The organism is Janthinobacterium sp. Ant5-2-1, from assembly GCF_001445815.1.
Taxonomy (GTDB): domain Bacteria; phylum Pseudomonadota; class Gammaproteobacteria; order Burkholderiales; family Burkholderiaceae_D; genus Janthinobacterium; species Janthinobacterium lividum_E.
Window position 1 is genome coordinate 197976 of the sequence record NZ_LNCE01000004.1, and the last position, 22927, is coordinate 220902.

Here is a 22927-nt window from a genome sequence, read left to right on the forward strand (position 1 = left end):
GGCAGGGAAGTCATCCACGGAGTCCGCCATTTTTCACCTGCTTCGCCCTATTTCCCTGGGTTTTCTGCTCAGTCTGCCTTGCCTGCCACTGAAAGCCCAGCTTGCCCACTCGCCGTTGCCGCTCGATGCGCGCCTGAACGAGCAAGTCATCATGGTGCCGGCCGGCGACGGCTTGCGCGAGGCGCTGGAAACGACGGTGTTCCGCCCCGCCGGCCCCGGCCCGTTCCCCTTGTTGCTGATGAATCATGGCAAGCAGGCCGGCCCGGCCCGGCTGCAGCAGCGCGAGCGCTTTATCTATATGGCCACCGAATTCGTGCGCCGCGGCTATGCGGTGATGCTGCCCATGCGCGCCGGCTTTGCCCGTTCCACGGGCGCCTACCGCGATTTCGGCTGCGACATGCTGGGCAACGCCCAGGGCCAGGCGCGCGACATGCTGGCCGCGCTCGCGTATGCGCGCCGCCAGAGCTGGGTCGACCCGCAGCGCATCGTCGTCGCGGGGCAGTCGTATGGCGGCCTGGCGGCGCTGGCGCTGGCCACCCGGGTGGTGCCCGGCGTACGGGGCGTGCTCAATTTTTCCGGCGGCTTGCGCGTCGACACGCCCGGCTGCGACTGGCAAGGGGCGCTGGCGAAGACCTTCGCCACCCTGGGCGCCTACAATCACATTCCCAGCCTGTGGCTGTATGGCGCCAACGATTCCTATTTCGGGCCGGCCCTGGCACAGCGTTTGTTTCGCTCGTTTACGGGCTCCGGCGGCCAGGCGCAACTGGTCGCCTATGGCCCGTTCAAGCGCGACGCCCACCTGACCCTGGGCAGCCGCGATGGGGTGGCCGTGTGGCTGCCCGCCACCGAACGCTTCCTCCAGAAGATCGGCATGCCGGTGCGCCAGGTCTACCGAGTGGCCGATGCGCCGTTGCCGCCCGCCACGCATTTCGCGCCGCAGGACGATATCGCCGCCGTGCCCTACCTGGAAGAGCAGGGCCGCGCCGCCTACCGCGTCTTCCTCGAGAAAACCGCGCCGCGCGCCTTTGCCTTGTCGGCCAGCGGCGCCTGGGGCTGGGCCGAGGAGGGCGAAAGCCCCGACGTGCGTGCGCTCGCTTCGTGCCAGCGCAGCAGCAGCCTGCCGTGCCAGTTGTATTCGGTCGATGAAAGCGTCGTTTGGCCCATCGCCGGCGCCAGCGTGAGCGCCGCCGGCGGCGCGCAATAGGCCCCCGCGCACGATAGTTGTCGCCGAAACGGGGGATGGGCGAATATACTAGGCGAAAAGGGAGGCGTTGCGCTTCCCGTCCGCCCTTATCATCAGCGAGAATTCACCCTTATGGCGTCATCCCCAGAAAACCTCAGCATGGCCGTGTTTTGCGACTTCGAGAACGTCGCGCTCGGCGTGCGAGATGCAAACTACGAAAAATTCGATATCAAGCCCATCCTCGAACGCTTGCTGCTCAAGGGCAGCATCGTTGTCAAGAAGGCATATTGCGACTGGGACCGTTATAAAAGTTTCAAGGGCACCATGCACGAAGCGAATTTCGAGCTGATCGAAATTCCCCACGTGCGCCAGTCCGGCAAGAATTCGGCCGACATCCGCCTCGTGGTCGATGCGCTGGACCTGTGCTACACCAAGGCCCACGTCAACACCTTCGTCATCATCAGCGGCGATTCCGACTTTTCGCCCCTCGTGTCGAAACTGCGCGAAAACGCCAAGCAGGTAATCGGCGTGGGCGTCAAGCAGTCGACTTCCGACCTGCTGGTGGCCAACTGCGACGAATTCATTTTCTACGATGACCTCGTGCGCGAGAGCCGCCGCACGGCAGCCAAGCGCGACTCGCGCGAAACTCCGGCGGCCAAGCGTTCGCCCGACGAAGAAGTGCGCCGCAAGGAAAAATACGAGTCGCGCAAGACGGAAGCGATCGAGATGGCCGTTGCCACCTTCGACGCGCTGGTCTCGGAGCGCGGCGACAGCGGCAAGATCTGGGCCTCGATGCTGAAAGAAGCGATCAAGCGCCGCAAGCCGGACTTCAGCGAGTCGTACTACGGTTTCCGCACCTTTGGCAACCTGCTGGAAGAAGCGCAGACGCGCGGCTTGCTGGAATTTGGCCGCGATGAAAAATCGGGCGCCTATGTCTACCGCAGCAGCGGCCTGGTGCCTGTCGCCGCGCCCGTGAACGGCGAAGTGGCCAGCGAAGCCATCGTCACCGGCGAGACCGGCCTGGCGGCGGAAGAGGGCAATCAGCGCGAAGGCGGCAGCCGCCGCGATTCGCGCCGCAATGGACGTGGCGGCCGCAAGCAGAACGAACAACGCCGCGGCGAGTCCGCGCCACAGGCCTTCGTGCCGGTGGCCGACGCCGAAGCAGTCGTCGAGCAGTATGCGCCGGCGCCGCAGCCGGAAGTGCAGCACGAGGTAGCAGAAGCCGCCGCCGAGGTGGTGGCCGAAGAAGGCAACGCCAAGCGCGGTTCGCGCCGCAATGGCCGTGGCGGCCGCAAGAATGGCGATGGCGCCCGCGAAGCGCGCGCCGAAGTTGTCGAAGTCGACGTGGCGCCGGTGGTGGAAACCATGCCTGAGCCGGTAGTTGAAGCGATCGTGGAAGCCGTCGCCGAAGCGAAGCCGAAGGCCAAACCGCGCACGCCGGCCCGCAAGGCGGCAGCGGCGAAGAAGCCGGCCAAGAAGGCGATCGATGTCGTGGTGGAAGCTGCACCTGTGATTGAGTCTGCGCCGGTGGAAATCGCGCCTGTAGCGGAAGACAAGCCGGCCAAGGCACCGCGCAAGACGCCGGTGCGCCGTCCGGCCCGCAAGAAGACGGAAGCGGCTTGATTGACGCCCCCAACGCAAGGGCTGGGGTCGGACGGGGACGCCGAGTCCCGGCGGGTCTGACCCCGGCATTTTGCTGCGTCGCTGTACGCCCGGCTTAAGCCATGTACCACGGCGAACGCTTCAACAGCATCTCCCATACGGTGGGCGCCGCGCTGGCGGCCATCGGCGGCGTCATCCTGATCGTCGTGGCGGCCCGCACGGGCGACGCCTGGAAAATCGTCAGCTGCAGCGTGTATGCGGCCATGCTGCTGACCTTGTATCTGACTTCCACCCTGTACCACAGCGTGCGCGGCAAGGCCAAAGCGGTGCTGCAGCGGCTCGACCACTGCGCCATCTACCTGCTCATTGCGGGCACCTACACGCCATTCATGCTGGTGACCCTGCGCGGGCCGTGGGGCTGGTCGCTGTTCGGCGTCGTCTGGGGCCTGGCCCTGCTTGGCATCGTGCAGGAATATGTGTACGCGAAAGGCGCGCGCATCCTGTCGCTGGTGATTTACGTGGCCATGGGCTGGCTGATCGTCATCGGCATCAAGCCGCTGCTGGCGGCGCTCGAGTGGAACGGTTTCCTGTGGCTGGTGGCAGGCGGGCTGTGCTACACGGGCGGCATCGCTTTCTATGCCACCGACCACAAGCTGCGCCATGGCCACGGCATCTGGCACCTGTTCGTGCTGGCCGGCAGTAGCTGCCATTTTGTCGCCATTTTGTTCTACGTTGCCTGACGTTGTTACTTGCCCTCACTGTTGCCATGATTCCATTATAATGGCGCGATATGTGAAGCGCAGGCAATAATAAGGCAACAATGGATATCAATTCGGACGACCTGAAAATCTTCGTCACCGTCATCGACAGCGGCACCCTGAGCGCGGCCGCCGTGCACCTGGGGCAAACCACGTCCGGCGTCAGCCGGGCCCTGTCGCGGCTGGAAGACAAGCTGGCCACCTCGCTGCTGACGCGCACGACGCGCCGCATGGAGCTGACGGAAGAAGGGCAGCTGTTCCTGGACAAGGCGCGCGCCATTCTCGCCTCGATGGAAGACGTGGAAGAGTCGATCCGCATCCGCCGCCAGAAGCCGGCCGGGCGCCTGTCCGTCGACGCCGCCTCGCCCTTCATGCTCCATAGCGTGGTGCCGCACGTGGCCGAATTTCGCGCCATGTATCCGGACATCCGCCTGGAATTGACCAGCAACGACCAGATCGCCGACTTGCTCGAACACCGCACCGATATCGCCATCCGCATCGGCGCCCTGGTCGACTCGACCCTGCATGCGCGCGCCCTGACTTCCAGCCCGCTGCACGTGCTGGCCACGCCCGCCTATCTGGCGCGCCACGGCGAACCGGCCACGCCGGAAGCGCTGTCCGGCCACGCGCTGCTGGGCTTTGCCCAGTACGACCTGGGCAACAACTGGCCGCTGCGCCATGAAGCGGGCAACAGCCTGCAGATCGTGCCCGCGCTGGCGGCCTCCAGCGGCGAAACCCTGCGCCAGCTGGCCCTGCACGACCAGGGCATCGTCTGCCTGTCCGACTTCATGACGAAGGACGACATCGCCGCCGGCCGCCTGGTGAAAGTGCTGCAGCCGTTCTATACGGGCTACCGCCAGCAGATCCACGCCGTCTACTACCGCAACACGCAGCTGGCGCAGCGCATCAGCTGCTTCCTGGAATTCCTGCAAAAAAAGCTGTAGGGCTGGACACGAAGGAGCATGGAATGCAGTGCGCCGCGTGAGAATGCGCGTATTTTTCATCAACTCGGGCATGTTAGTCTGTGGCAATCAAAAACATTGTAAGGATGATATGAAAAAACCGCTTTCCCTGATCGTCTTGCTGTGCGCGTCCAGCGCCGGTGCCGCCGACCTTATCTATGCAGGCAAGGCAGACTGCCGCGTTGCCGGGCACGCACGGGTGGCAGGGCATGTGGCGTACTGGAATGGCGCCTGCAAGGATGGCTATGCGAGCGGGCCCGGTGCTTTGCAGTGGAGCAAGGACGGCAAGGCAGCGGAACGTTATGAGGGCGCGCTGAGCAAAGGCGTGCCGGAGGGCGCGGGCATTGCGCAGTGGGCCGACGGCAGCCTGCATGAAGGGAACTACCAGGACGGCCTGCTGCACGGTCCCGGCGTGGTGATCTTTAAAGACGGGGATAAGCTGGAAGCCAATTTCGAACATGGCAAGCCCGTCGGCAACGTCAAGGCCGTCTATGACGGCGGCGATCATTATGAGGGCGGCTGGCGCCATGGCCCGGAAGGCAGTGGCACCATGACATTCGCGCTGGGCGGCGCTTATCGTGGCCCCTGGCACGAGGGCAAGCCGGTCGGCGACGGCGAGATACTGTATCCCAACGGGCAGGTGCTGAAGGCCCGCTTCAATGGCAGCTTCCAGTTGACGGCGCAGGCGGAAAAGCCCGAGGCGCCCACGCTGTACAGCCTCAAGGCGCAGGACGCGCCGATCGGCTCGAACATCCGTCCGGTCATGGGCTCGCGGTATGTGGTGCCGCCGGAAAAGTCCTATGCCGAGATGACGCCGGAGCAGCAATCGTTTGTCAAACGGTACTACAAGGTATTACAGGATGGCGATGTGCCACCCTATCCGGAGAAAGGCATGCTGGAGATCTCGCGTGCCATGGGCCGCCTGATTTCGTACAAGGAGGCCACGGGCAAATTGCGCGCCAATGTCAGCGTGGATGAACATGGCGTGGCGCAGAATGTGACCCTGCTGAAAAGTCCGGACAGCGAGTCGGGCAAGCTGGCGGCGTCCATGCTGATGCTGGTCAAATATACGCCAGGCCGTTGTGCGGGCCAGCCGTGCGCGATGACGGTGCCGTTCAGCTTCCTGCTGCGTTTTTCGAACTAGCGCGGCGGCCCGTCACTGCGCCGCGCAGAACTCGCCGCGCAGCAGTATTTCCACCTCATCCGCCGGCAGCGGATGGCTGAAGTAATAGCCCTGCGCCTCGTCGCAGCCATGGCGGCGCAGATAATCGAGCTGCTCGGCCGTTTCCACGCCTTCGGCCACCACGCGCAGCTTCAGATTGTGCGCCAGGGCGATGATGGAGACGACGATGGCCGCGTCGTCCGCGTCGCGCGCCACGTCGCCGACGAAACTGCGGTCGATCTTCAGCACGTCGATGGGGAAGGTGCGCAGGTAGGCGAAGCTGGAATAGCCGGTGCCGAAGTCGTCGATCGACAGCTGCACCCCCAGCGCCTTCATGTCGTGCAGCTGGCTGACGGCCAGCGCCACGTCGTGCATGAACAGGCTTTCCGTCAGTTCCAGTTCCAGGCAGGCGGGCGGCAAGCCCGTTTCCCGCAGCACGTCGGCGATCGTGGCGACCAGGTTCGGCTCGTTGAACTGGCGCGCCGACAGGTTGACGGCCAGGCGCAAGGTGTCCAGTCCCGCCGCATGCCAGCGTTTCACCTGCGCGCATGCTTCGCGCATGACCCAGGCGCCGATCGGCACGATCAGGCCTGTATCTTCCGCCAGCGCGATGAAGCGCTGCGGCGCCACCATGCCCAGTTCCGGATGCTGCCAGCGCAGCAGCGCTTCCACGCCGACGATGCGCCCGCTGGCCAGGTCCACCTGCGGCTGGTAATGCAGCACGAACTGATCGCGCTCGAGTGCGTTGCGCAGCGCCGTCTCGATGCGCAGGCGCTCCAGGGTGGCCTGATTCATGGCCGTGGTGTAGAACTTGATGTTGTTGCGGCCCTGTTTCTTGGCGCAGTACATGGCGATGTCGGCCTGCTCGATCAGGTTCTGCGTCTCGCCATTCAAGGTCACGTCGCCGGGGGCGTCGTAGCGCGACATGTCGTAGATCGCCACGCCGATGCTGCAGGTGACGAAGAATTCCTTGCCGTCCAATAGTACCGGCTGGGCCACGGCATCCATCACGCGCTGCACGATGGCGCCGCTGAGCACTTCGTCCACCTGTTCGCACAAGATGGCGACGAACTCGTCGCCCGACAGGCGCGCCACCGTATCGCTTTCGCGCAGGCTGGCCTGCAAGCGCGTGGCGATGGTTTTCAGCAGCAGGTCGCCGGCCTTGTGGCCGAGGCTGTCGTTGACGAACTTGAAGCGGTCGAGGTCGATCAACAGTACCCACAATGCGCGATTCTTGCGGCGCGACAGGGCCATCGCCTGCGCCAGGCGGTCGCGCAGCAGGGCGCGGTTGGGTAAACCCGTCAGCACGTCGTGGTGGGCGATGTGCTGGATCTGCTGCTCGGCCAGCTTGCGTTCCGTGATTTCGGAACCCGTGCCCCGGTAGCCGCGAAATTCGCCGAGCTCGTTGAACAGCGGTTCGCCATTGATGCTGAACCAGCGCAGCTGCCCGTCGCGGTCGTGCATCGCATATTCGAGGTTGGAAAAGGGCAGGTGCGCTTCCAGGTTGGCGATATGCTGCTTGCCCCAGCGCGAATTGCGCATTTCCGCATTGTTGTCCCAGCGCGTCATGCCGATGAAGCGTTCCAGCGGCATGTTCGACTTGTCTGTGAAACCGCTGGTGATGTGGGTGAAGCAGAAGTTGGCGTCCTGTTCCCAGTACCAGTCCGACGACAGGGCCAGCAGGCGACGGAAGCGCTTTTCGCTTTCCTGCAGGGCGCGCTCCGTGCGCTGGCGTGCCCGCACGTCGGCGCTGAGCAGCTCGTTGCTGCGCTTGAGGTCGGCCGTGCGCTGCTCCACCAGCAGCTGCACGCGGCGCGAGCGCTGCGTCAGCGATTGCACGAAGGCGGCCGTCAGCAAGCTGAACAGCAAGCCCGTGATCAGGGTAAACAATGAGCCCAGATGGTCGGCCAGGAAGGGGCGCGGATGGGCGACCACGCGCACATGCCAGGGCCGGCCGGCGGAAGCAAAGGCCCGGTCATAATGGTTGTGGTAGGCAAAGTGCAGCCAGCGCGGCAAGGACTCCCAGGCACCGCCTGGCTCGCTGGCAGGCGCCTGGCCATGCCGGAAGATCATCTGGCGCGGGTCGGCGCCGGCGTCCGCGTAGACGCTCAGTTCAAGCTGCGAATCGCCCAGCAAGTCGGCGCCGGCGAGGATTTTCTGCACCAGTTCCCCGGCGCGCACGATGACCGCCGTATCGCCGATCAGCGCCGCGCGCCGCTGCTGCACCGTCTGCAGGGGCACGCCGTGGCGGTACACGGGACGCACGATGACGAATCCCTGCTGCGGTCCCTGCGCCAGGGCCAGCAGGCCGGTGGCGGTGGTCTGGCCGCTGACGATCGCCTGTTCCAGCGCGCGCGCCAGTACGCCGTTCGGGCTGACGTTCAGGCCGAAGGCGGGGCCGTTGCCCTGCAGGGGTTCGAGGTAGTCCACCACCAGGTAGCTGGCGCGCGTAGTGGCGGGCACGATGACGCCGTCGTGCATTTCCGTCATGGCGTAGTCGGGCACGATGCGCCGCAGTTCGGCCTCGAATGCGGCGCGCTGCGCATGCGGCACGATGCGGTGGAAATTGAAGGCCTGGATGAACGGGTGGCGCTGCAGCAGCGGCGTGGTGAAGTCGTGGAATTGTTCGCGCGTGACGGGCACGACGGCGGCAAACAGCTGGTTCGTCGTGGTCAGCACCTCGACCGCATCGTCGAGTCCCTGCTCGATGGCGGCCACCCTGGCGCCCGCGCGCTGCTGCAGGCTCAGGCTCATCTTGTCGTATTCGAGCTGGCTGATGGCGGCGAACAGCACGGCCGTCACGCTGACGCCGCAGGCAAAGGTCAGCGCGGCCGCGGCGGAAATCGACAATGGCAGGCGGCCACGCAGCATGGTTTTTCCTATCTCACTTCATGGACACTTGGGTTCCGTGGCGCCTGCCGGCCCCACGCAGGCCGTAGTTTGTCATAAACCACATCCATCATGCGGATTTTGCACCAAAACACTGCTAATAAGCAACAATATCTATGGCCGGGGAAGATGACTTTCAGTCGCTGCCCGCGCCCGAATGGCGGCGCAAACGCCACAACTGCCATGCCGGCAGCCAGCGGTTCAGGAACGCCAGGCCGGCCATCCGGCGCCAGCGCACCAGGCGCACCACGCGCACGGCGCGGCCGCCGGCACCTTGGCTTTGCTCCGGCTTGGCGGCGAAGACGATGCGGTTGTTGCCGGCGATGCCGTCGAAGTGGCAGACGGCACCGCGGAAGGTGAGCATCAGACGCGCCAGCATGGCGGGGTAGTGCTCGTCATAACTGAACAGGTTGGCCACCAGCACGCCGCCGGGCAGCAGGGCGCGCAGGCAGTCCGCATAGAAGCGCGCGCTGCCGAGGGCGGGCGGCAATCCCGTTTCATCGTAGCCGTCGAGCAGCAGCACGTCGGCGCAGCCCGGATGCTGGCGGATATAGCTGACGGCGTCCGTCTCGATGATGCGCAGGCGCGCGTCGTCGGGCGGCAGCATGAACTGCTCGCGCAGGGCGATCACGTCGGCGCGCAATTCCAGCACCGTGATGCGCGTGTCGGGCAGGTGGCGGTGGCAGAATTTCAGCAGCGAACCGCCGCCCAGTCCCACCATCAGGATGTGCCGCGGGCGCGGCACGAACAGGGTAAAGCACATCATCGCGCGCGCATAGCGCAGCAGCAGGTGATCGGGGCGCGACAGCAGCATTTCGCTCTGGATCATGCCGGGCTGGAATTCCAGGCGGCGCCGGTCGCCACAGGTATGCACCTGCGGGGCAAGTGGGGTGGTGCTTCTGTTTTCCGGCATGGGACGACTTCGCTGAGTAGGCTGGGGGAGATGCTTTGTTGCATTCAGAGAAATCTGATAAGCTCCCGTGAGCATACCCGATTAATCCGCGCCGAGCATGCGTATATGTAGATGCGATATGTCGATGTATATGGCGCGCGGCGGCACGGCCGCGCAGTCGGGCACCATGGAGACAAGCATGTTTTTGGATCACCCCATCATTACGGCGACGAACAGTTTTACGGAGCCTGACCGCATCGAGCGGCTGACGCGCGTGTACGGCTACGCGGCGGCGCTGGCCGACCAGGCCGCCAATGTCGGATTCATTGAAAAAGTGGCGCAAATCCACGACCACAAGGGCACTCTCATCGTGTTCTGGCACGAGGCGCCCAGCGAAGTGGAAAAGCAGTATTTCGTGCAGGCGTGGGCCAGCAAGATCGGCGACGGCAGTACCAATGTCGAACACGAAATCTGAGCTGGCGCGCCGCGCCTGCGCATCGATAGCCTAGCCCATGGATATCAAGACCCTGGTACTGGCCCTGGCGCTTGGCAACCTGAGCCTGTGCGCGGCCCTGTTCTTCTTCGAGTACGAGCGCAAGAAGTCGCTCAGCATGTCCACCTGGGCGATCGCCAAGCAATGCCAGGCCGTGGCCTGGTGCCTGCTGTATTTCCGTGGCGTGCTGCCCGATTTTCTCTCCATCCTGCTCGGCAACAGCCTGCTGTTTGCCGGCATGGCGCTCGATGCGGGCGCGTTGTGGCAGGCGGCCGGACGCAGCGGCTGGCGCCGCACCGTGCTGCCGGCGCTGGGCCTGTCGGTGGCGCTGTTTGCCGCCTGCTATCTGTTCGACGTGGCGCCGCTGCTGCGCAGCGCCGGCGGTTCGCTGATCGTGGCCGGCTTCTTCCTCTCCGGCGTGGCCGCGCTGTCCCTGAAATGGCGCGAGGCGAGCATGCTGCGCCGCTTCCTCGTCGTCAGCATGGGCCTGCTGTCCTTGCTGATCGCCGCGCGCGGCGTGCTGGCCGCCGCCGTCCCCGGTTTTGACGCGGAGCTGATGCAGCTGGCCGGCTTCGGCGCCCTGTACCTGATGATGCTGACGAACGCCTTCGGCTATCTGCTGCTGTCGCGTGAAAAACTGGGCGGCGAGCTGGCGCGCCTGGAAGTGCTCGACGCGGCCACGGGCGTGCCGAACCGGCGCGGCTTTTACCAGGCGCTGGCGCCATGGATGGCGCTGGCGCGCCGGCCCGGCTTGCCGACGGCGCTGGTGGTGCTCAATATCGACCACTTCAAACGAGTCAACGACAGCTATGGCCATCCCGTGGGCGATGCGGTGCTGAAAACCATCGTCGACACGTGCCGCCAGCAACTGCGCGACAGCGACCTGATGGGCCGCCTGGGCGGCGCCGAATTCGCCATCCAGCTGCCGCGCACGACACTGGCCGATGCGCTGATGGTGGCCGAGCGCATCCGCGCCGCTGTCGAAGCGCTGCCCGTCAAGACGGAACGGGCCGTGCTGCAGTTGACGGCCAGCCTGGGCGTGACCATCATCCGCGCCGAGGACAGCACCGTCAGCCTGTTCAAGCGGGCCGACGAGGCGCTGCAATCGGCCAAGCAGGCGGGCCGCAACCGCGTCGTCGAGGCGCAAGCTGCCAGCACCCTCGATATGTAAATCGGATTATTTCTTGTGCGAGCCCAGCCAGCTCGGTTCCTTGCCGCATTCCTTGGGCAGGAACAGGGCGTCGAGGCCCGGATCGCAGCGCCGGTCGGGCGCCTTCATCGGTTCGACGGTGAGCCATTCGCTCTTGGGCAGGATCTTGTCTTCGCGTGGCGCCACGGGCGGCGCGGGCGGCAGGCTGTCTTGCCAGCGTGATTCCGGCTCTGCCGCAGGCGCGGCCGCGGTGGCCCAGTTCGCGTCAACTTGCGCCGCGTCCGCTGGCGGCGTGTCCGCGTGTGCGGCGGCGCACAGCAAGCTGCCCGCGAAGAAGAACGTGCGCATGGCCGTGCTGTTTATGAAAATCATGGTCTGTCCTTGGTCGGTGCCGGGAAGGCGGACCCTGCATTATGACGGCGGCAGCAAGCAAAAAGACAAGGAAATTGCAACGGCATGTTACCAAAGGGACTATAGTTACTGGTAGCAAGCAGGTGCGCTGCGGCAAGGTGATTGGAAGGTGATCCAGGCGCGGGGCGCCGGCACCGGAACATGTGCATTCCCTAACTTTCATTTAAGCTAGGCAAGTTATGCTGTGGCATGCACGCCAGGCTGCCCTGGTTATCCTTTGCTGTCCGCACCGCAGTTCCCCTTTTTTACTCTTGCCAGGCCCATAATGAAAATGCTCAAATCCCTGCCTGTATGGCCGCTTGCCGCCCCGATTGCCGGCTGGCTGTTCCTGTTCGGTTCCACCTTCAATCTCGGCGGCGCCTACCAGATCCTGCTGGTCGCCGGCCTGATAGGCAGCGTGCTGGCCGCCGTGTACCACGCGGAAGTGGTGGCGCACCGCATCGGCGAACCGTACGGCACCCTGGTGCTGGCGCTGGCCGTGACCCTGATCGAGGTGGCACTGATCGTCTCGCTGATGCTGGCCGGCGGACCGGAAACGACGGGCCTGGCGCGCGACACCGTGTTTGCCGCCATCATGATCATCCTGAACGGCATCGTCGGCATCTGTTTGCTGCTAGGCGCAGGGCGCCACCGCGAGCAGACCTTCGGCCTGCTGGGCGTGAGCGCTTCGCTGGCCACCCTGGCGGCCATCGCCGTTCTGACCCTGGTGCTGCCGAACTACACGTCGAGTGCCGCCGGCCCCTTCTACAATTCCAGCCAGCTGATCTTCATCGCCGTGATCTCGCTGGTCCTGTACGGCACCTTCGTGCTGGTGCAGACGGTGCGCCACCGAGATTACTTCCTGCCCAAGGAAGCCGTCGGCGATGAAGAGGTGCATGCGGCGCCGCCCACGCCAACAGTCGCCTGGGTCAGCGCCGGCGCGCTGCTGGTGTGCCTGGGCGCCGTGGTGCTGCTGGCCAAGTCGCTGGCGCCCGCGCTGGAGACGGCGATTGCCGCCATGGGTGCACCGAAAACCCTGGTCGGCATCGTCATCGCCGCCATCGTGCTGCTGCCAGAGGGCCTGGCCGCCGTGCGCGCCGCGCGCGCGAACCGTTTGCAAACAAGCTTGAACCTGGCGCTCGGCTCCGCGCTGGCCAGCATCGGCCTGACGATACCGGCCGTGGTCGTGGTGTCGCTGGCCACGGGCCTGACGATTACCTTGGGTCTCGATATCAAGTCGACGGTGCTGTTGCTGCTGTCGCTGATGGTGGCCACCCTGTCGCTGGGCACGGGCCGCACCACGGTCATGCAGGGCACGGTGCACCTGGTGATTTTCGCCGTGTATTTGTTTACCACCATCGTGCCGTAAGCTGCCGCACGGCTGCCGTTTTGTCACAATCCTGTCACGCCGCTGTCATACGATGGGGGTAGTGTGGTAGGATTTTTAAATCGTTTAAATGATTTATATAGTTTAGCAACTGAGTTTGCCAACTTTTTCAGTTGGCACAGCAATGACAAGACAAGAGGCCAGTATGTATGCAGCGGTGGACCTGGGGTCCAACAGTTTTCGTTTACACGTCGGCAAGCATGATGGCGACACGATCCGCGTGGTCAAGAGCGTGCGCGATCCGATACGCCTGGCCGCCGGCCTGGACGCCAATGGCGACCTGACCGAGGCGGCCATGCAGGGCGCGCTGGCCTGCCTGCAGCGCTTTCGCGCCATCCTCGCCGGCTTCGAGCTCGATGCCGTGCGCGTCGTGGCCACGTCGGCCATGCGCGTGGCGCGCAACGGCGCCGTCTTCCTGCCGCTGGCCGAGCAAGCCATCGGCCATCCGATCGAGATCATTTCGGGCGAGGAGGAGGGGCGCTTGATCTACATGGGCGTGGCCAATGCCCTGGCCATACCCGGCGAACGCCGGCTGGTGATGGATATCGGCGGCGGCTCGACCGAATTGATACTGGGGCGCGGCAACGATATCGAGAGGGTCGAATCTTTCAGCCTTGGCACCGTCAAGCAAAGCCTGTCGTTCTTCATCGGCGGGCGCATCGACGCGCCGTCGTTCGAGGCGGCCATCCTGTCGGCGCGCAGCCATTTCGAGGATGCCGCGCCGCCGTACCGCCCGCAGCACTGGAAGACGGCTTACGGCTCTTCCGGCACCATCCGCACCATCGCCGACATCATCGCCCGCAACAAGCTCGGTGACGGCTTGCTCACGGGCGCCAGCCTCGACGCGCTGGCGCGCCGCTTCATCGAACTCGGTCACACGAGCCGCATCGACATGCCCGGCTTGCGCCCCGACCGCGCCAGCACCATCGTCGGCGGCCTTGCTATCTTGATCGGCCTGTTCCGCGAGCTGGCGATTCCCGCCATGACGCCGATTGAGGCGGGCCTGCGCATGGGCGTGATGTGGGATTTGTACCTGCGTTCGACCAAGCGCGACCGGCGCGAGCAGTCGGTGCAGGGCTGCATGGAAAAATTCCATATCGACCAGCAGCGCGCCGGCCGGGTGGCCGAGCAGGCGCTGGCCATGTATGCGCAGCTCAAGCCCACGTCCGACGCCCTGGTGAAATGCCTGCGCTGGAGCAGCCTGCTGCACGAAGTGGGCCTGGCCGTGTCGCAGACGGGCTACCACAAGCACGCCTCCTACATCGTGGAAAACGCGGACTTGCCCGGTTTTACGACGCGCGAACAGAAGACCATGAGCCGGCTGATCCTGGCGCAGAAGGGCAACTTGCGCAAGATCGGCGAAGTGCTGTCCGACCCCGATTTCGCCAAGGCCGTGCTGGCCCTGCGCCTGTCGATCCTGCTCATGCATGCGCGCATCGAAGCCGATTTCAGCGAACTGCGCCTGCGCATGAAGAACCGCATCGAGCTCGATATCAAGCGCGGCTGGGTGGCGCACCATCCCACCGTGTCGTTCTGGATCGAGAAGGAGCAGGAATTCTGGGACGAGGTGGGGGTCGATTTCACCATCCGCGCCAGCGCGTAATGGGTTATTGGATCATGCCATGCGCATGACTTGATGTGCAGCAAGCAATATTTTTAAAAACAGTATATATTGTTTATATTATTTACTAGATTGGAAAATCCATGAGCAAAACCGTCCCAGCGAAAAAGGCCGACAGCGCGGCCGTATCGATGTTCCCCACCAGCGCCTCGATCAACGCGGCCAAGGCCGCACCGGCCGCCAAGCCTGCAGTGAAGCCTGCCGCCAAGCCGGCGGCCAAGCCGGTGGCAAAAGCCGCCGTCAAGCCAGTGGCCGCCAAACCGGCCGCAGTCAAGCCTGTCGCCGCCAAGCCGGCAGCAGCGAAACCCGTCGCCGCCAAGCCTGCCGCTGCCAAGGCGCCAGCCGCCAAGCCGGCGGCCAAGGCCGTCGCGGCCAAGCCTGTCGCCAAAGCCGCTGCCAAGCCGGCGGCCAAGGTTGCAGCCAAGCCCGCCGCCAAGCCGGCAGCGAAAGCCGCCGTCAAACCTGTCGCCAAGGCCGCCGCCAAGCCTGCGCCGGCGAAAAAAGCGCCGGTCGCCAAGGTCGCCGCCGTGAAGGAAAAAGCCCGCAAGCCGAAACTGGTGCGCGACAGCTTCACCATGCCGGAAGCGGAATACGAAGTCCTGGGCCAGGTGAAAAAAGCCTGCCTGAAGGCCGGTTTCGAGATCAAGAAAAGCGAATTGCTGCGCATCGGCGTGGCGCTGATCAGCCAGATCGACCTGGCCACCCTGCAAAACGTGCTGGCCGGCTTGCCGCAGCTCAAAACGGGCCGTCCGAAGAAGGATTGATGGCGCGGGCAGGGGCCGCCCCCTGCCTGGCTATTCTGGTTTACCATGGGGCCTGTGATAGTTCCCCCATGGTTGCCATGTCAGAAGATACAGAGATCGAACGCGCCGGCTTCGTCGAGCGCGCCATCGTCCGCCACCAGGCGGGCGTTGCTACCCCCGCCATCGACCGCGTCGCCGAGGAAATCCCCGTCGCGCTGGTCTTCAATGGCATTTCCCACGTCGTCATGATGGCCACCCCGCGCGACCTGGAAGCGTTCGCGTATGGCTTCGCGCTGACGGAAGGCGTAGTCGCTTCCGCCGATGCCATTTTCGACTGCGAAGTGTTCCTGCGGGCCGATTCCGCCGAGGTGACCTTGAGCATCGCCCAGGAGGATTTCGTGCGCCTGAAGGACCGGCGCCGGCAGCTGACGGGCCGCACGGGCTGCGGCGTGTGCGGCATCGACAGCATCGACATGCTTGACTTGCAGCCGACGCCGCTGCCGCCATCCCTGATCCGCGTCGACCTGCCCGCCGCGCTGGCGCGAGCCTCCGCCGGCTTGCGCGAGCACCAGGCGCTGATGCGGGAAACGGGCGGCGTGCACGCGGCCGCGTGGTGCACGCCCGATGGCGATATCGTGCACGTGTTCGAGGATGTCGGCCGCCATAACGGCCTCGACAAACTGATCGGCCATCTGGCGCTGCACGATATCGACATGCGGCGCGGCTTCGTCTTCCTGTCCAGCCGCGGCAGCTACGAGCTGGCGCGCAAGGCGGCGCGCATGCAGATCCCCTTGCTGGCGACGATTTCCGCTCCCAGTTCGCTGGCCATTTCCATCGCCACGCAGGCAGGCATGAAGCTGGCGGGTTTCTGCCGCCAGGATGCCTACGTCGATTACACGCCAGCCATCACGCTTTAACTTCACTGCGTTGCAGCAGCACGGGCACGGATTTCGACGTGGGCGTGCCGGCGCCGTCGGCCGTGCTGGCCAGCGGCACCAGCGCGTTCGTCTCCGGGTAATACGCGCCCAGGCAGCCGCGCGGGATGTCGTAGGCGACGAGACGGAAACCGTCGGCGCGGCGCGCCACGCCATCGTCCCAGGCGCCGATCAAGTCCACCAGCTCGCCATCGGCAAAACCCAGCATGGCGATATCGTCCGCATTGGCGAAGACCACCTTGCGCGTGCCGTACACGCCCCGGTAGCGGTCATCCATGCCGTAGATGGTGGTGTTGTACTGGTCGTGCGAGCGGGTGCTCATCAGGACCATCAGGCGCTCGCCGTGGCGCTTTTTCGCGCGGTGCAGCGGCGTATCGAGGTCCAGCGGGGCGACGAGGAAGCTGGCCTTGCCGCTGGCCGTCTTCCACACGCGTTCGCGCGAAGCCACCGTCAGATGAAAGCCGCCCGGCTGCGCCACCCTGGCGTTGTAGTCGTAAAAATCGTCGAATACCTTTTCGATGTCGTCGCGGATGCGCGCATAGTCGGCCGCATACGCGCGCCAGTCGACCAGGCTGCTGCCCACCGTCGCTTCAGCCATGCCGGCCACGATGGCCACTTCCGAGCGCAGCTGCGGCGACGCGGGCGCATTACGGCCGTACGAGATATGCACCATGCTCATCGAGTCTTCCACCGTCACGCCCTGCGCCACGCCATGCTGCAAGTCGATCTCCGTGCGCCCCAGCGTGGGCAGCAGCAGGGCTTCCTTGCCGATGACCAGGTGGCTGCGATTGAGCTTGGTGGCCACCTGCACCGTCAGCGCGCACTGGCGCAGCGCGGTAAAGGTCAGCGGCGTGTCGGGCGTGGCGGCCGCGAAATTGCCGCCCAGCGCAATGAACACTTTTACCTCGCCGCGCTGCATGGCTTCGATGGTGGCCACCACGTCGTGGCCATGCGCGCGTGGCGGCGCAAATCCATACACCTGGCCCAGGCGGTCGAGGAAGGCCGTTGTCGGCTTTTCCTCGATGCCCACCGTGCGGTCGCCCTGTACGTTGGAGTGGCCGCGCACGGGGCATAGCCCGGCGCCCGGCTTGCCGATCTGCCCGCGCAGCATCATCAGATTCGACAGCATGCGGATGGCCGCCACGCTGTGCTTGTGCTGCGTCAGCCCCATGCCCCAGGTGGCGATGATGCGCTGGCCCTTGATGAAGATGTCTGTCAACGCCTCGATCTGCGCGCGCGCCACGCCCGATTCCGTCACGAGCAGTTGCCAATTCTCTGCGCGCAGGTCGTTGCGGAAGGCGTCGAAGCCGCTGCAGTGTTCAAGGATGAAAGCGTGGTCGATGACGGCGGGCCTGCCTGCCGCCTGCGCCGCATCGTCATGCTCGACGATCCTCTTGGCGACGGCCTTGATCAGGGCGAAGTCGCCGCCCAGGGTGGGCTGGACGAACAGGCCGGCCAGGCGCGTGCTGCCCAGGGTTGCCATTTCCAGTGCGCTTTGCGGGTCCATGAAGCGCTGCAAGCCCCGTTCGCGCAGGGGATTGATGGAAACGATGCTGCCGCCGCGGCGCGCGCAGTCGCGCAGCTCGCCCAGCATGCGCGGGTGGTTGGTGGCGGGATTCTGGCCGAAGATGAGGATGGTGTCGGCCAGTTCGAAGTCGGCCAGGGTCACCGTTCCCTTGCCGATGCCCACGGTGGCCGGCAAGCCGCGGCTGGTGGCCTCGTGGCACATGTTGGAGCAGTCGGGGAAGTTATTGGTGCCGTACAGGCGCGCCATCAGCTGGTACAAAAAGGCGGCCTCGTTGCTGGCGCGCCCCGACGTGTAGAAGGCGGCCTGGTTCGGATCGGGCAGGGCGCGCAGGTGGCGGCCCACGAGGGCATAGGCGTCGTCCCAGGAAATCGGCACGTAGCGGTCGCTGGCGGCGTCGTACACCATCGGTTCCGTCAGTCGCCCATGCTGTTCGAGCGCGTAGTCCGATTGCTCCAGCAGCTGCGTGACGGTATGGCTGGCGAACAGCTGCGGGCCGGCGCGGCGGCTGGTCGCTTCGGCGGCGACGGCCTTGGCGCCGTTTTCGCAAAAGGCGAAGGTGGAAGCGTGGTTGCGGTCGGGCCAGGCGCAGCCGGGGCAATCGAAACCGTCCGGCTGGTTTTGCGCCAGCAGCGCCTTCAGATTCTCGGGCGCGACCCGTTCCTGGCGCAGGCTGATGGCCACGTGTTTCAAGGCGTCCCAGCCGGCGGCAGGCTTGGTGTAGGGCGTGATGTGCGGTGCGTCCTGGTCTTTCATGGGCTCTTTCGGCTGGGCGAGTGTGGTAATTATGCACGATCCCCGAATGACATTGACTTGCGTCACGGAAATGACATTCGGCTGTCATTTTCCTGACATATTAGGCAAGTACGCTGGAGTCGTCTTGATCACAGGGATGAAACCATGCAAAACATAATCGCATCAAACGAAGCCAAGGCCCGCCCGGTCCAACTGGTGCTGAGCCAGGCCACGACAGCGGCGGAATTGCGCGAAGTGCAGCGTTTGCGTTACAAGGTGTTTATCGAGACCATGGGTCTGACGTCGCTGGCCAACGCCGATGGCCTCGACAGCGATGAATTCGATGCGCACTGCGATCACCTGATCGTGCGCGATGCCGACACCCTGAAAGTGGTGGGCACCTACCGCGTGCTGAGCGCGGCCAAGGCCGCCAAGATAGGCCGGCTGTATTCGGAAAACGAGTTCGACCTGAGCCGCCTGAAGAACCTGCGCGGACGCATGGTCGAAGCGGGCCGCGCCTGCATCCACCCGAAATACCGGGGCGGCAGTGTGATCATGCTGCTGTGGTCGGGCCTGGCCGAGTACATGCGCCGCGAGCGCTGCGACTACCTGGTCGGCTGCGCCAGCATCAGCCTGGCCGATGGCGGCCATAACGCCGTCGCCGTGTACCAGGCGCTGGCCGAAAAGCACATGGCCCCGAGCGAGTACCGCGTCACGCCGCACCTGCCTTTCCCCATCCACCAGGTGGAAGCGGCGCACAAGCCGCAAGTGCCGCCGCTGATCAAGGGCTATCTGCGTTCGGGCGCCTGGATTTGCGGCGAACCGGCATGGGATCCTGATTTCGAAAGCGCCGACATGTTCATGATGATGCCGCTGGCGAATCTGGACGAGCGCTATGCGCGCCATTATGGCGTGGTGCCTGGCTGATCGCGGGAAGTGACGCCTGCAGCTGGCCGGCCAGCGCCTGCACGGCGCTGCGCAAGCCGGTGTCCGGGCTGTCGGATGGCAGCAGTTCGAGCAGGAAGCGCAGCGGTGCCGTGATCGTTTCGGGTTCGCCGATGCTGCCGTGGCGCCGCACGGCGTCTTGATACAGGGCCAGGAAAGCGGCGCGCGCGGGCGTGTCGAAGGGCTGGCCGTCCGGCGCCTGCCACAGGGCCGCCAGCAGGGCGGCGCGCACGGGGGCGCCGGCGTCGATGGCGCGGTGTTCGTCCGCGTGGCGCTGGCGCGCATAGGCGATGGCGTCGTGCAGCAAGTCGCCCAGCTGTGGATCGAGCGCGCGCCACGCGCCGCCGTCGCCATGGGCTTTCAGCAGCAGGGCGCCCGCCAGCACCTGGAAAATCAGGTCGCAGTCGGCCACGCCGCTGCGCCGCCGCGCTTCTTCCAGCGCGGCCAGACAGGCATCCGTCATGGCGCGCAGGGCCGGCGCGCCCGAGTTTCCTTCGCGGCAGGCCAGGCGCGCCTGCAAGGCCCAGTAGCGTCCCAGCAGGGCCAGGCGCTGGGCCGTAGGCGCCAGCGCCACCAGCAGGTCGATATGCTGTTTTCCATCCTGCAGCAACTGGCGGCCCTGCGCCATATCGGGCACGGCCGGCACCTCGATGCCGGCGCCCGCATCGAGGCCGCACAGGGCCGCGCCCTGGCGTATTTCCAGTTCCGCCCAGTGCGCCAGCGCGCGCAAGCCCACCTTGCCGTCGGCCGCGCTGTGCGCAGCCCGGTAGTGTTCGATGGCGCGCAAGGTGTTTTCCAGTCCCCCCAGGCCGGCGCGCGTGGCGGCCATGTTTTCGCGGATGTCGGCGCAGCCGAAGAAGCGCGCGCGCACGGCTTCCTCGATGCTGGCCAGCTTTTCCTCGATGGCCGCGCGGCGCGCAGGATCGGCGCCGGCCAGGCGCGCGTGCAGGGTTTCCAGATCGGCCAGCAAATGGCCGTGGTAATGGTAATCGGGCGCTTGCCAGGGCCGGCTCTGGGTGTTCGGAAAGCGGTAGCGGTCGTCGCCGTACGCCTGGTAGGCGCCCCAGGTGTTCGAGGTGGGGAACTGCAGATACGCCGCCTCGCGCGCCAGGCGCACGGCGTCGCCGAAGTATTCGCCGCTCAGCATGGCGTGATAAAAGCTGTGCGCGAAGATGCTGGCCGCCTGGTCGTCGATGCGCCAGCCAGCCGCGATCACGGCCTGCGAGCCCATTTCAATGAAGGCCGTGGCCAGGCTGGCGGCCAATTTCGACCATGGCGCGATGGCGTCCGGGCGCATGTCGCCCAGGTGGCAGCAATTGATGAAGACGAATTGCGGCACGCGCTTCAATTTACCCACCTGCGCCGCCGTCAGCCGCGTCTTCGGTCCCAGCACCAGGCCCGTATGGGCGATGCCGGGGCCGGCCACTTCGCCATGGCCGGCCAGGTGGATGGCGAAATAGCGTTCGTCGAACAGGTGCACCAGCACGCGCTGGGCCTGCGGGCGCAGCAGCTCGCGCACCTGGTAGCCGTACGCGCCGAACATGCGCGCCACGTCCTGCGCCTCGGCCTGCGCGGCGGGCAGCTCGGGCAGGCCGGAATCGGTGTCGCCGATCACCAGCACGCTGTTGCTGGGCGGGCTGACGGCTGGCGGCTGCTCGCGCAGGCTGGCCAGCTGGCGCACCATGCCGATGCGCGTCGACAGGGGGCTTTCCTCGCTGCCCGCCTCGTCGCGCATCAGCTCCCACGGATAGATGGCGGCACTCTGGTCGACAGCCAGGATCAGGCCGCGCATCTCGGGGATGGCCGCCTTCAGGCCATTGGGCAGCATCAGTTCGTACAGGGCGCGCGACAGGCCCGGCTGGTCGGTGGTGTTGTCGGTGGCGTCCATGATCAGGCCATCGACGGCTTGCCGCTGGTTCGGCTCCTCGTCGACGCTGTTGTGGGCGCGGTCCGTCAGCACGGTGAAGCGCAGGGCGCCGGAGAGGTCGGCGGCGACGATCTGCACGCGGCGCCAGCCATTGTCGCCGCTCAGGCTGGGCAAGATGCGCCGGTAGCCGCCGGGACTGTGGCGGATGCGCCGCTCGAACGTGAAGCTGCCCTGGTAGCGCGCTTCGGCCATGATCTGTTCGATGGCCACGGCGGCGGCGATGGCGCGCGCCTCGGACTGTTCGTAGATGGCGATGTGGCCGATGCGGCAAGCCATGCCCGCGTCTTCCAGACGCCGGTTGGCGCTGCGCGCGCCGTCGATCAGGGCCCGCGCGCACAGGGCGATGCTCAAGCCGCCATAGCCGGAACCGGACAGCAAGCTGGCCACGCGCAAGCCGTGTTCGCCCATCGGCGGCGCGGCCACGTGGCCGGCGGCGCGCACCTGCAGGCAGACGCACGCGTATTCGAGCAGGCCGCCGGCAAAGGCGCGCGCCAGTTCGCCCGGCGTCAGCTCGCCCAGCGCGCCGAGGCCGATGACGATGGCGCCGCCGGGCCGGCGCGCCGCGTCGGGCTGCAGCACCACGAGGGCGGAGTCGGGGCGTTGCGGAAAGCGTCCCAGCGCGTGGATTTCCTGCAGCTTGCCCGCCAGCAGGCGGTCGAGAAAACTCATGCTGCCGCGCAGCGATTCGGACGCGTAGCAGCCGCTCATGACGGGCGCGTCGGCCGAGGCCATGCTGCCGTGGATGACGGAGAGGCTCAGCTGCGGCGCGCGGCTTTCCGGCGCGCTGGCGGGGCCGGCGGCGCCGATGGCCGCGTCGAGCAGTTCCTGCGGCTGCGGGTACAACGGCGTGGCATCAGGCACATACGGATGGAAGCGGGGCGGGGCGCCGCCAGGCGCGTGCGGAGGGTGGCGGGGCAGGGCTGCGGCCTGGCCGCTGTCGAGCAGTTGCGCGATGGCCGGGTAGTATTCTTTTTGCAATAACAGGTCGCCATGCGCCACGGGCAGGTAGCAGGCCGTCACGCCGTCCGGCACCGCGGCTTGCCATGCCGTGCGGCCATCGCCGTCCGGCGACCAGGCCGTTTCGATGCCGCCGTCGCGCAGGCGCAGCGCCACGGGCGTGGCGGCGCAGCCGGCCAGATAGCTGCAAAGGCGGGCGTCGAGCGGGGCCGCTTCCAGCAAGGCCACGGTGGCGCGCGCCGCGGCCAGCGCCTGGACCTCGGGTGCCTGCCAGCCGCCGGGCAGGCCCGCTTGTGCGTCGCCGGCGGCCAGCTGCGCCCAGGCCTCGGGGTCGAAATAATCGATGCCGCCCGCCTGCGGCCACGGCAGCATGTCCAGCACGCCGGGAAAGGCGCGCACGAAGCCGAGAAACTGGCGCCGCGTGTGCTTCCAGCTGATCCAGCACGCCAGCATCTGCACCAGCCGGTCGCGTCCCAGCAGCACTTGCACCATCGCCTGCGTGCCGCGGTTGGCCGTGCCCACCTGCAGCAATCGGCTGCCGGGCAGGGCGCCGAAGCGCTGCCAGCGGTCTTTCAGGGCCAGGCGCGCCACCAGCCCGCCCATGCCGTGGGCGACGATGCGCAGCGGCTGTCCGCGCTGTTCCGCGTCGCGCATGGCGTCGTCGAGCACGG

General features: G+C 66.0%; 17 protein-coding genes. 12 read left to right on the forward strand and 5 right to left on the reverse strand.

Annotation, left to right across the window (positions count from 1 at the left end; all coding sequences use genetic code 11):
- The first annotated feature begins 115 nt into the window (after window positions 1–115).
- From ASN89_RS01135 to ASN89_RS01155, 5 genes are all read left to right on the forward strand, one after another.
- Window positions 116–1204, forward strand: a complete 1089-nt coding sequence (locus ASN89_RS01135) for a dienelactone hydrolase family protein (protein ID WP_235501818.1) — start codon at window positions 116–118, stop codon at window positions 1202–1204.
- Between the two features lie 111 nt (window positions 1205–1315).
- The gene (locus tag ASN89_RS01140; RefSeq protein ID WP_058047981.1) at window positions 1316–2806 is read left to right on the forward strand and encodes an NYN domain-containing protein; all 1491 of its coding nucleotides are present in this window, start codon (window positions 1316–1318) and stop codon (window positions 2804–2806) included.
- A 101-nt stretch (window positions 2807–2907) separates the two neighbouring features.
- Window positions 2908–3525, forward strand: coding sequence for a PAQR family membrane homeostasis protein TrhA (gene trhA, locus ASN89_RS01145; protein ID WP_046683705.1), 618 nt, complete (start codon window positions 2908–2910; stop codon window positions 3523–3525).
- An 80-nt stretch (window positions 3526–3605) separates the two neighbouring features.
- Complete coding sequence (locus ASN89_RS01150) at window positions 3606–4487, forward strand: LysR family transcriptional regulator (RefSeq protein WP_046683706.1); 882 nt, start codon at window positions 3606–3608, stop codon at window positions 4485–4487.
- A gap of 43 nt (window positions 4488–4530) precedes the next feature.
- The gene (locus tag ASN89_RS01155) at window positions 4531–5649 is read left to right on the forward strand and encodes an MORN repeat-containing protein (RefSeq protein ID WP_082654338.1); all 1119 of its coding nucleotides are present in this window, start codon (window positions 4531–4533) and stop codon (window positions 5647–5649) included.
- 12 nt (window positions 5650–5661) lie between these two features.
- On the opposite strand, the gene ASN89_RS01160 is transcribed toward ASN89_RS01155, so the two are convergent.
- Together ASN89_RS01160 and ASN89_RS01165 are read right to left on the reverse strand one after the other, a co-directional pair.
- Window positions 5662–8538: an EAL domain-containing protein gene (locus tag ASN89_RS01160; protein WP_058047983.1), complete on the reverse strand. Its 2877-nt coding sequence runs from the start codon at window positions 8536–8538 to the stop codon at window positions 5662–5664.
- 154 nt (window positions 8539–8692) lie between these two features.
- The gene (locus ASN89_RS01165) at window positions 8693–9469 is read right to left on the reverse strand and encodes a transferase spermidine synthase (RefSeq protein ID WP_046683708.1); all 777 of its coding nucleotides are present in this window, start codon (window positions 9467–9469) and stop codon (window positions 8693–8695) included.
- 178 nt (window positions 9470–9647) lie between these two features.
- On the opposite strand from ASN89_RS01165, the gene ASN89_RS01170 reads away from it, so the two are divergent.
- Entirely contained in the window at window positions 9648–9923 is a 276-nt protein-coding gene (locus ASN89_RS01170; protein WP_034757372.1) for a hypothetical protein, read from the forward strand.
- A gap of 37 nt (window positions 9924–9960) precedes the next feature.
- A complete protein-coding gene (locus ASN89_RS01175; RefSeq protein ID WP_058047984.1) occupies window positions 9961–11112 on the forward strand; it encodes a sensor domain-containing diguanylate cyclase in 1152 nt (383 codons plus the stop codon).
- A gap of 6 nt (window positions 11113–11118) precedes the next feature.
- On the opposite strand, the gene ASN89_RS01180 is transcribed toward ASN89_RS01175, so the two are convergent.
- Window positions 11119–11463, reverse strand: coding sequence for a hypothetical protein (locus ASN89_RS01180; RefSeq protein WP_046683710.1), 345 nt, complete (start codon window positions 11461–11463; stop codon window positions 11119–11121).
- Between the two features lie 304 nt (window positions 11464–11767).
- Between ASN89_RS01180 and ASN89_RS01185 the strand changes: the two genes are divergently transcribed.
- From ASN89_RS01185 to fdhD, 4 genes are all read left to right on the forward strand, one after another.
- Window positions 11768–12850: a calcium:proton antiporter gene (locus ASN89_RS01185; RefSeq protein ID WP_035817739.1), complete on the forward strand. Its 1083-nt coding sequence runs from the start codon at window positions 11768–11770 to the stop codon at window positions 12848–12850.
- Window positions 12851–13013: 163 nt separating this feature from the next.
- A complete protein-coding gene (locus tag ASN89_RS01190; protein WP_058047985.1) occupies window positions 13014–14471 on the forward strand; it encodes a Ppx/GppA phosphatase family protein in 1458 nt (485 codons plus the stop codon).
- A gap of 101 nt (window positions 14472–14572) precedes the next feature.
- The gene (locus ASN89_RS01195) at window positions 14573–15253 is read left to right on the forward strand and encodes a hypothetical protein (RefSeq protein WP_235501819.1); all 681 of its coding nucleotides are present in this window, start codon (window positions 14573–14575) and stop codon (window positions 15251–15253) included.
- 77 nt (window positions 15254–15330) lie between these two features.
- Window positions 15331–16149 carry a formate dehydrogenase accessory sulfurtransferase FdhD gene (gene fdhD, locus ASN89_RS01200; RefSeq protein WP_058048009.1) on the forward strand — a complete coding sequence of 273 codons (819 nt, stop codon included), beginning with the start codon at window positions 15331–15333 and terminating at the stop codon, window positions 16147–16149.
- On the opposite strand, the gene ASN89_RS01205 is transcribed toward fdhD, so the two are convergent.
- The gene (locus ASN89_RS01205) at window positions 16139–18448 is read right to left on the reverse strand and encodes an FdhF/YdeP family oxidoreductase (RefSeq protein WP_058047986.1); all 2310 of its coding nucleotides are present in this window, start codon (window positions 18446–18448) and stop codon (window positions 16139–16141) included. The genes fdhD and ASN89_RS01205 overlap by 11 nt on opposite strands.
- 144 nt (window positions 18449–18592) lie before the next feature.
- Here ASN89_RS01205 and ASN89_RS01210 point away from each other — a divergent pair, with 144 nt between their 5' ends.
- Window positions 18593–19354 carry a GNAT family N-acetyltransferase gene (locus ASN89_RS01210; protein ID WP_046683713.1) on the forward strand — a complete coding sequence of 254 codons (762 nt, stop codon included), beginning with the start codon at window positions 18593–18595 and terminating at the stop codon, window positions 19352–19354.
- On the opposite strand, the gene ASN89_RS01215 is transcribed toward ASN89_RS01210, so the two are convergent.
- Window positions 19287–22925 carry a CHAT domain-containing protein gene (locus ASN89_RS01215; RefSeq protein ID WP_058047987.1) on the reverse strand — a complete coding sequence of 1213 codons (3639 nt, stop codon included), beginning with the start codon at window positions 22923–22925 and terminating at the stop codon, window positions 19287–19289. The two genes, ASN89_RS01210 and ASN89_RS01215, sit on opposite strands and share 68 nt — an antisense overlap.
- Window positions 22926–22927: the final 2 nt, after the last annotated feature.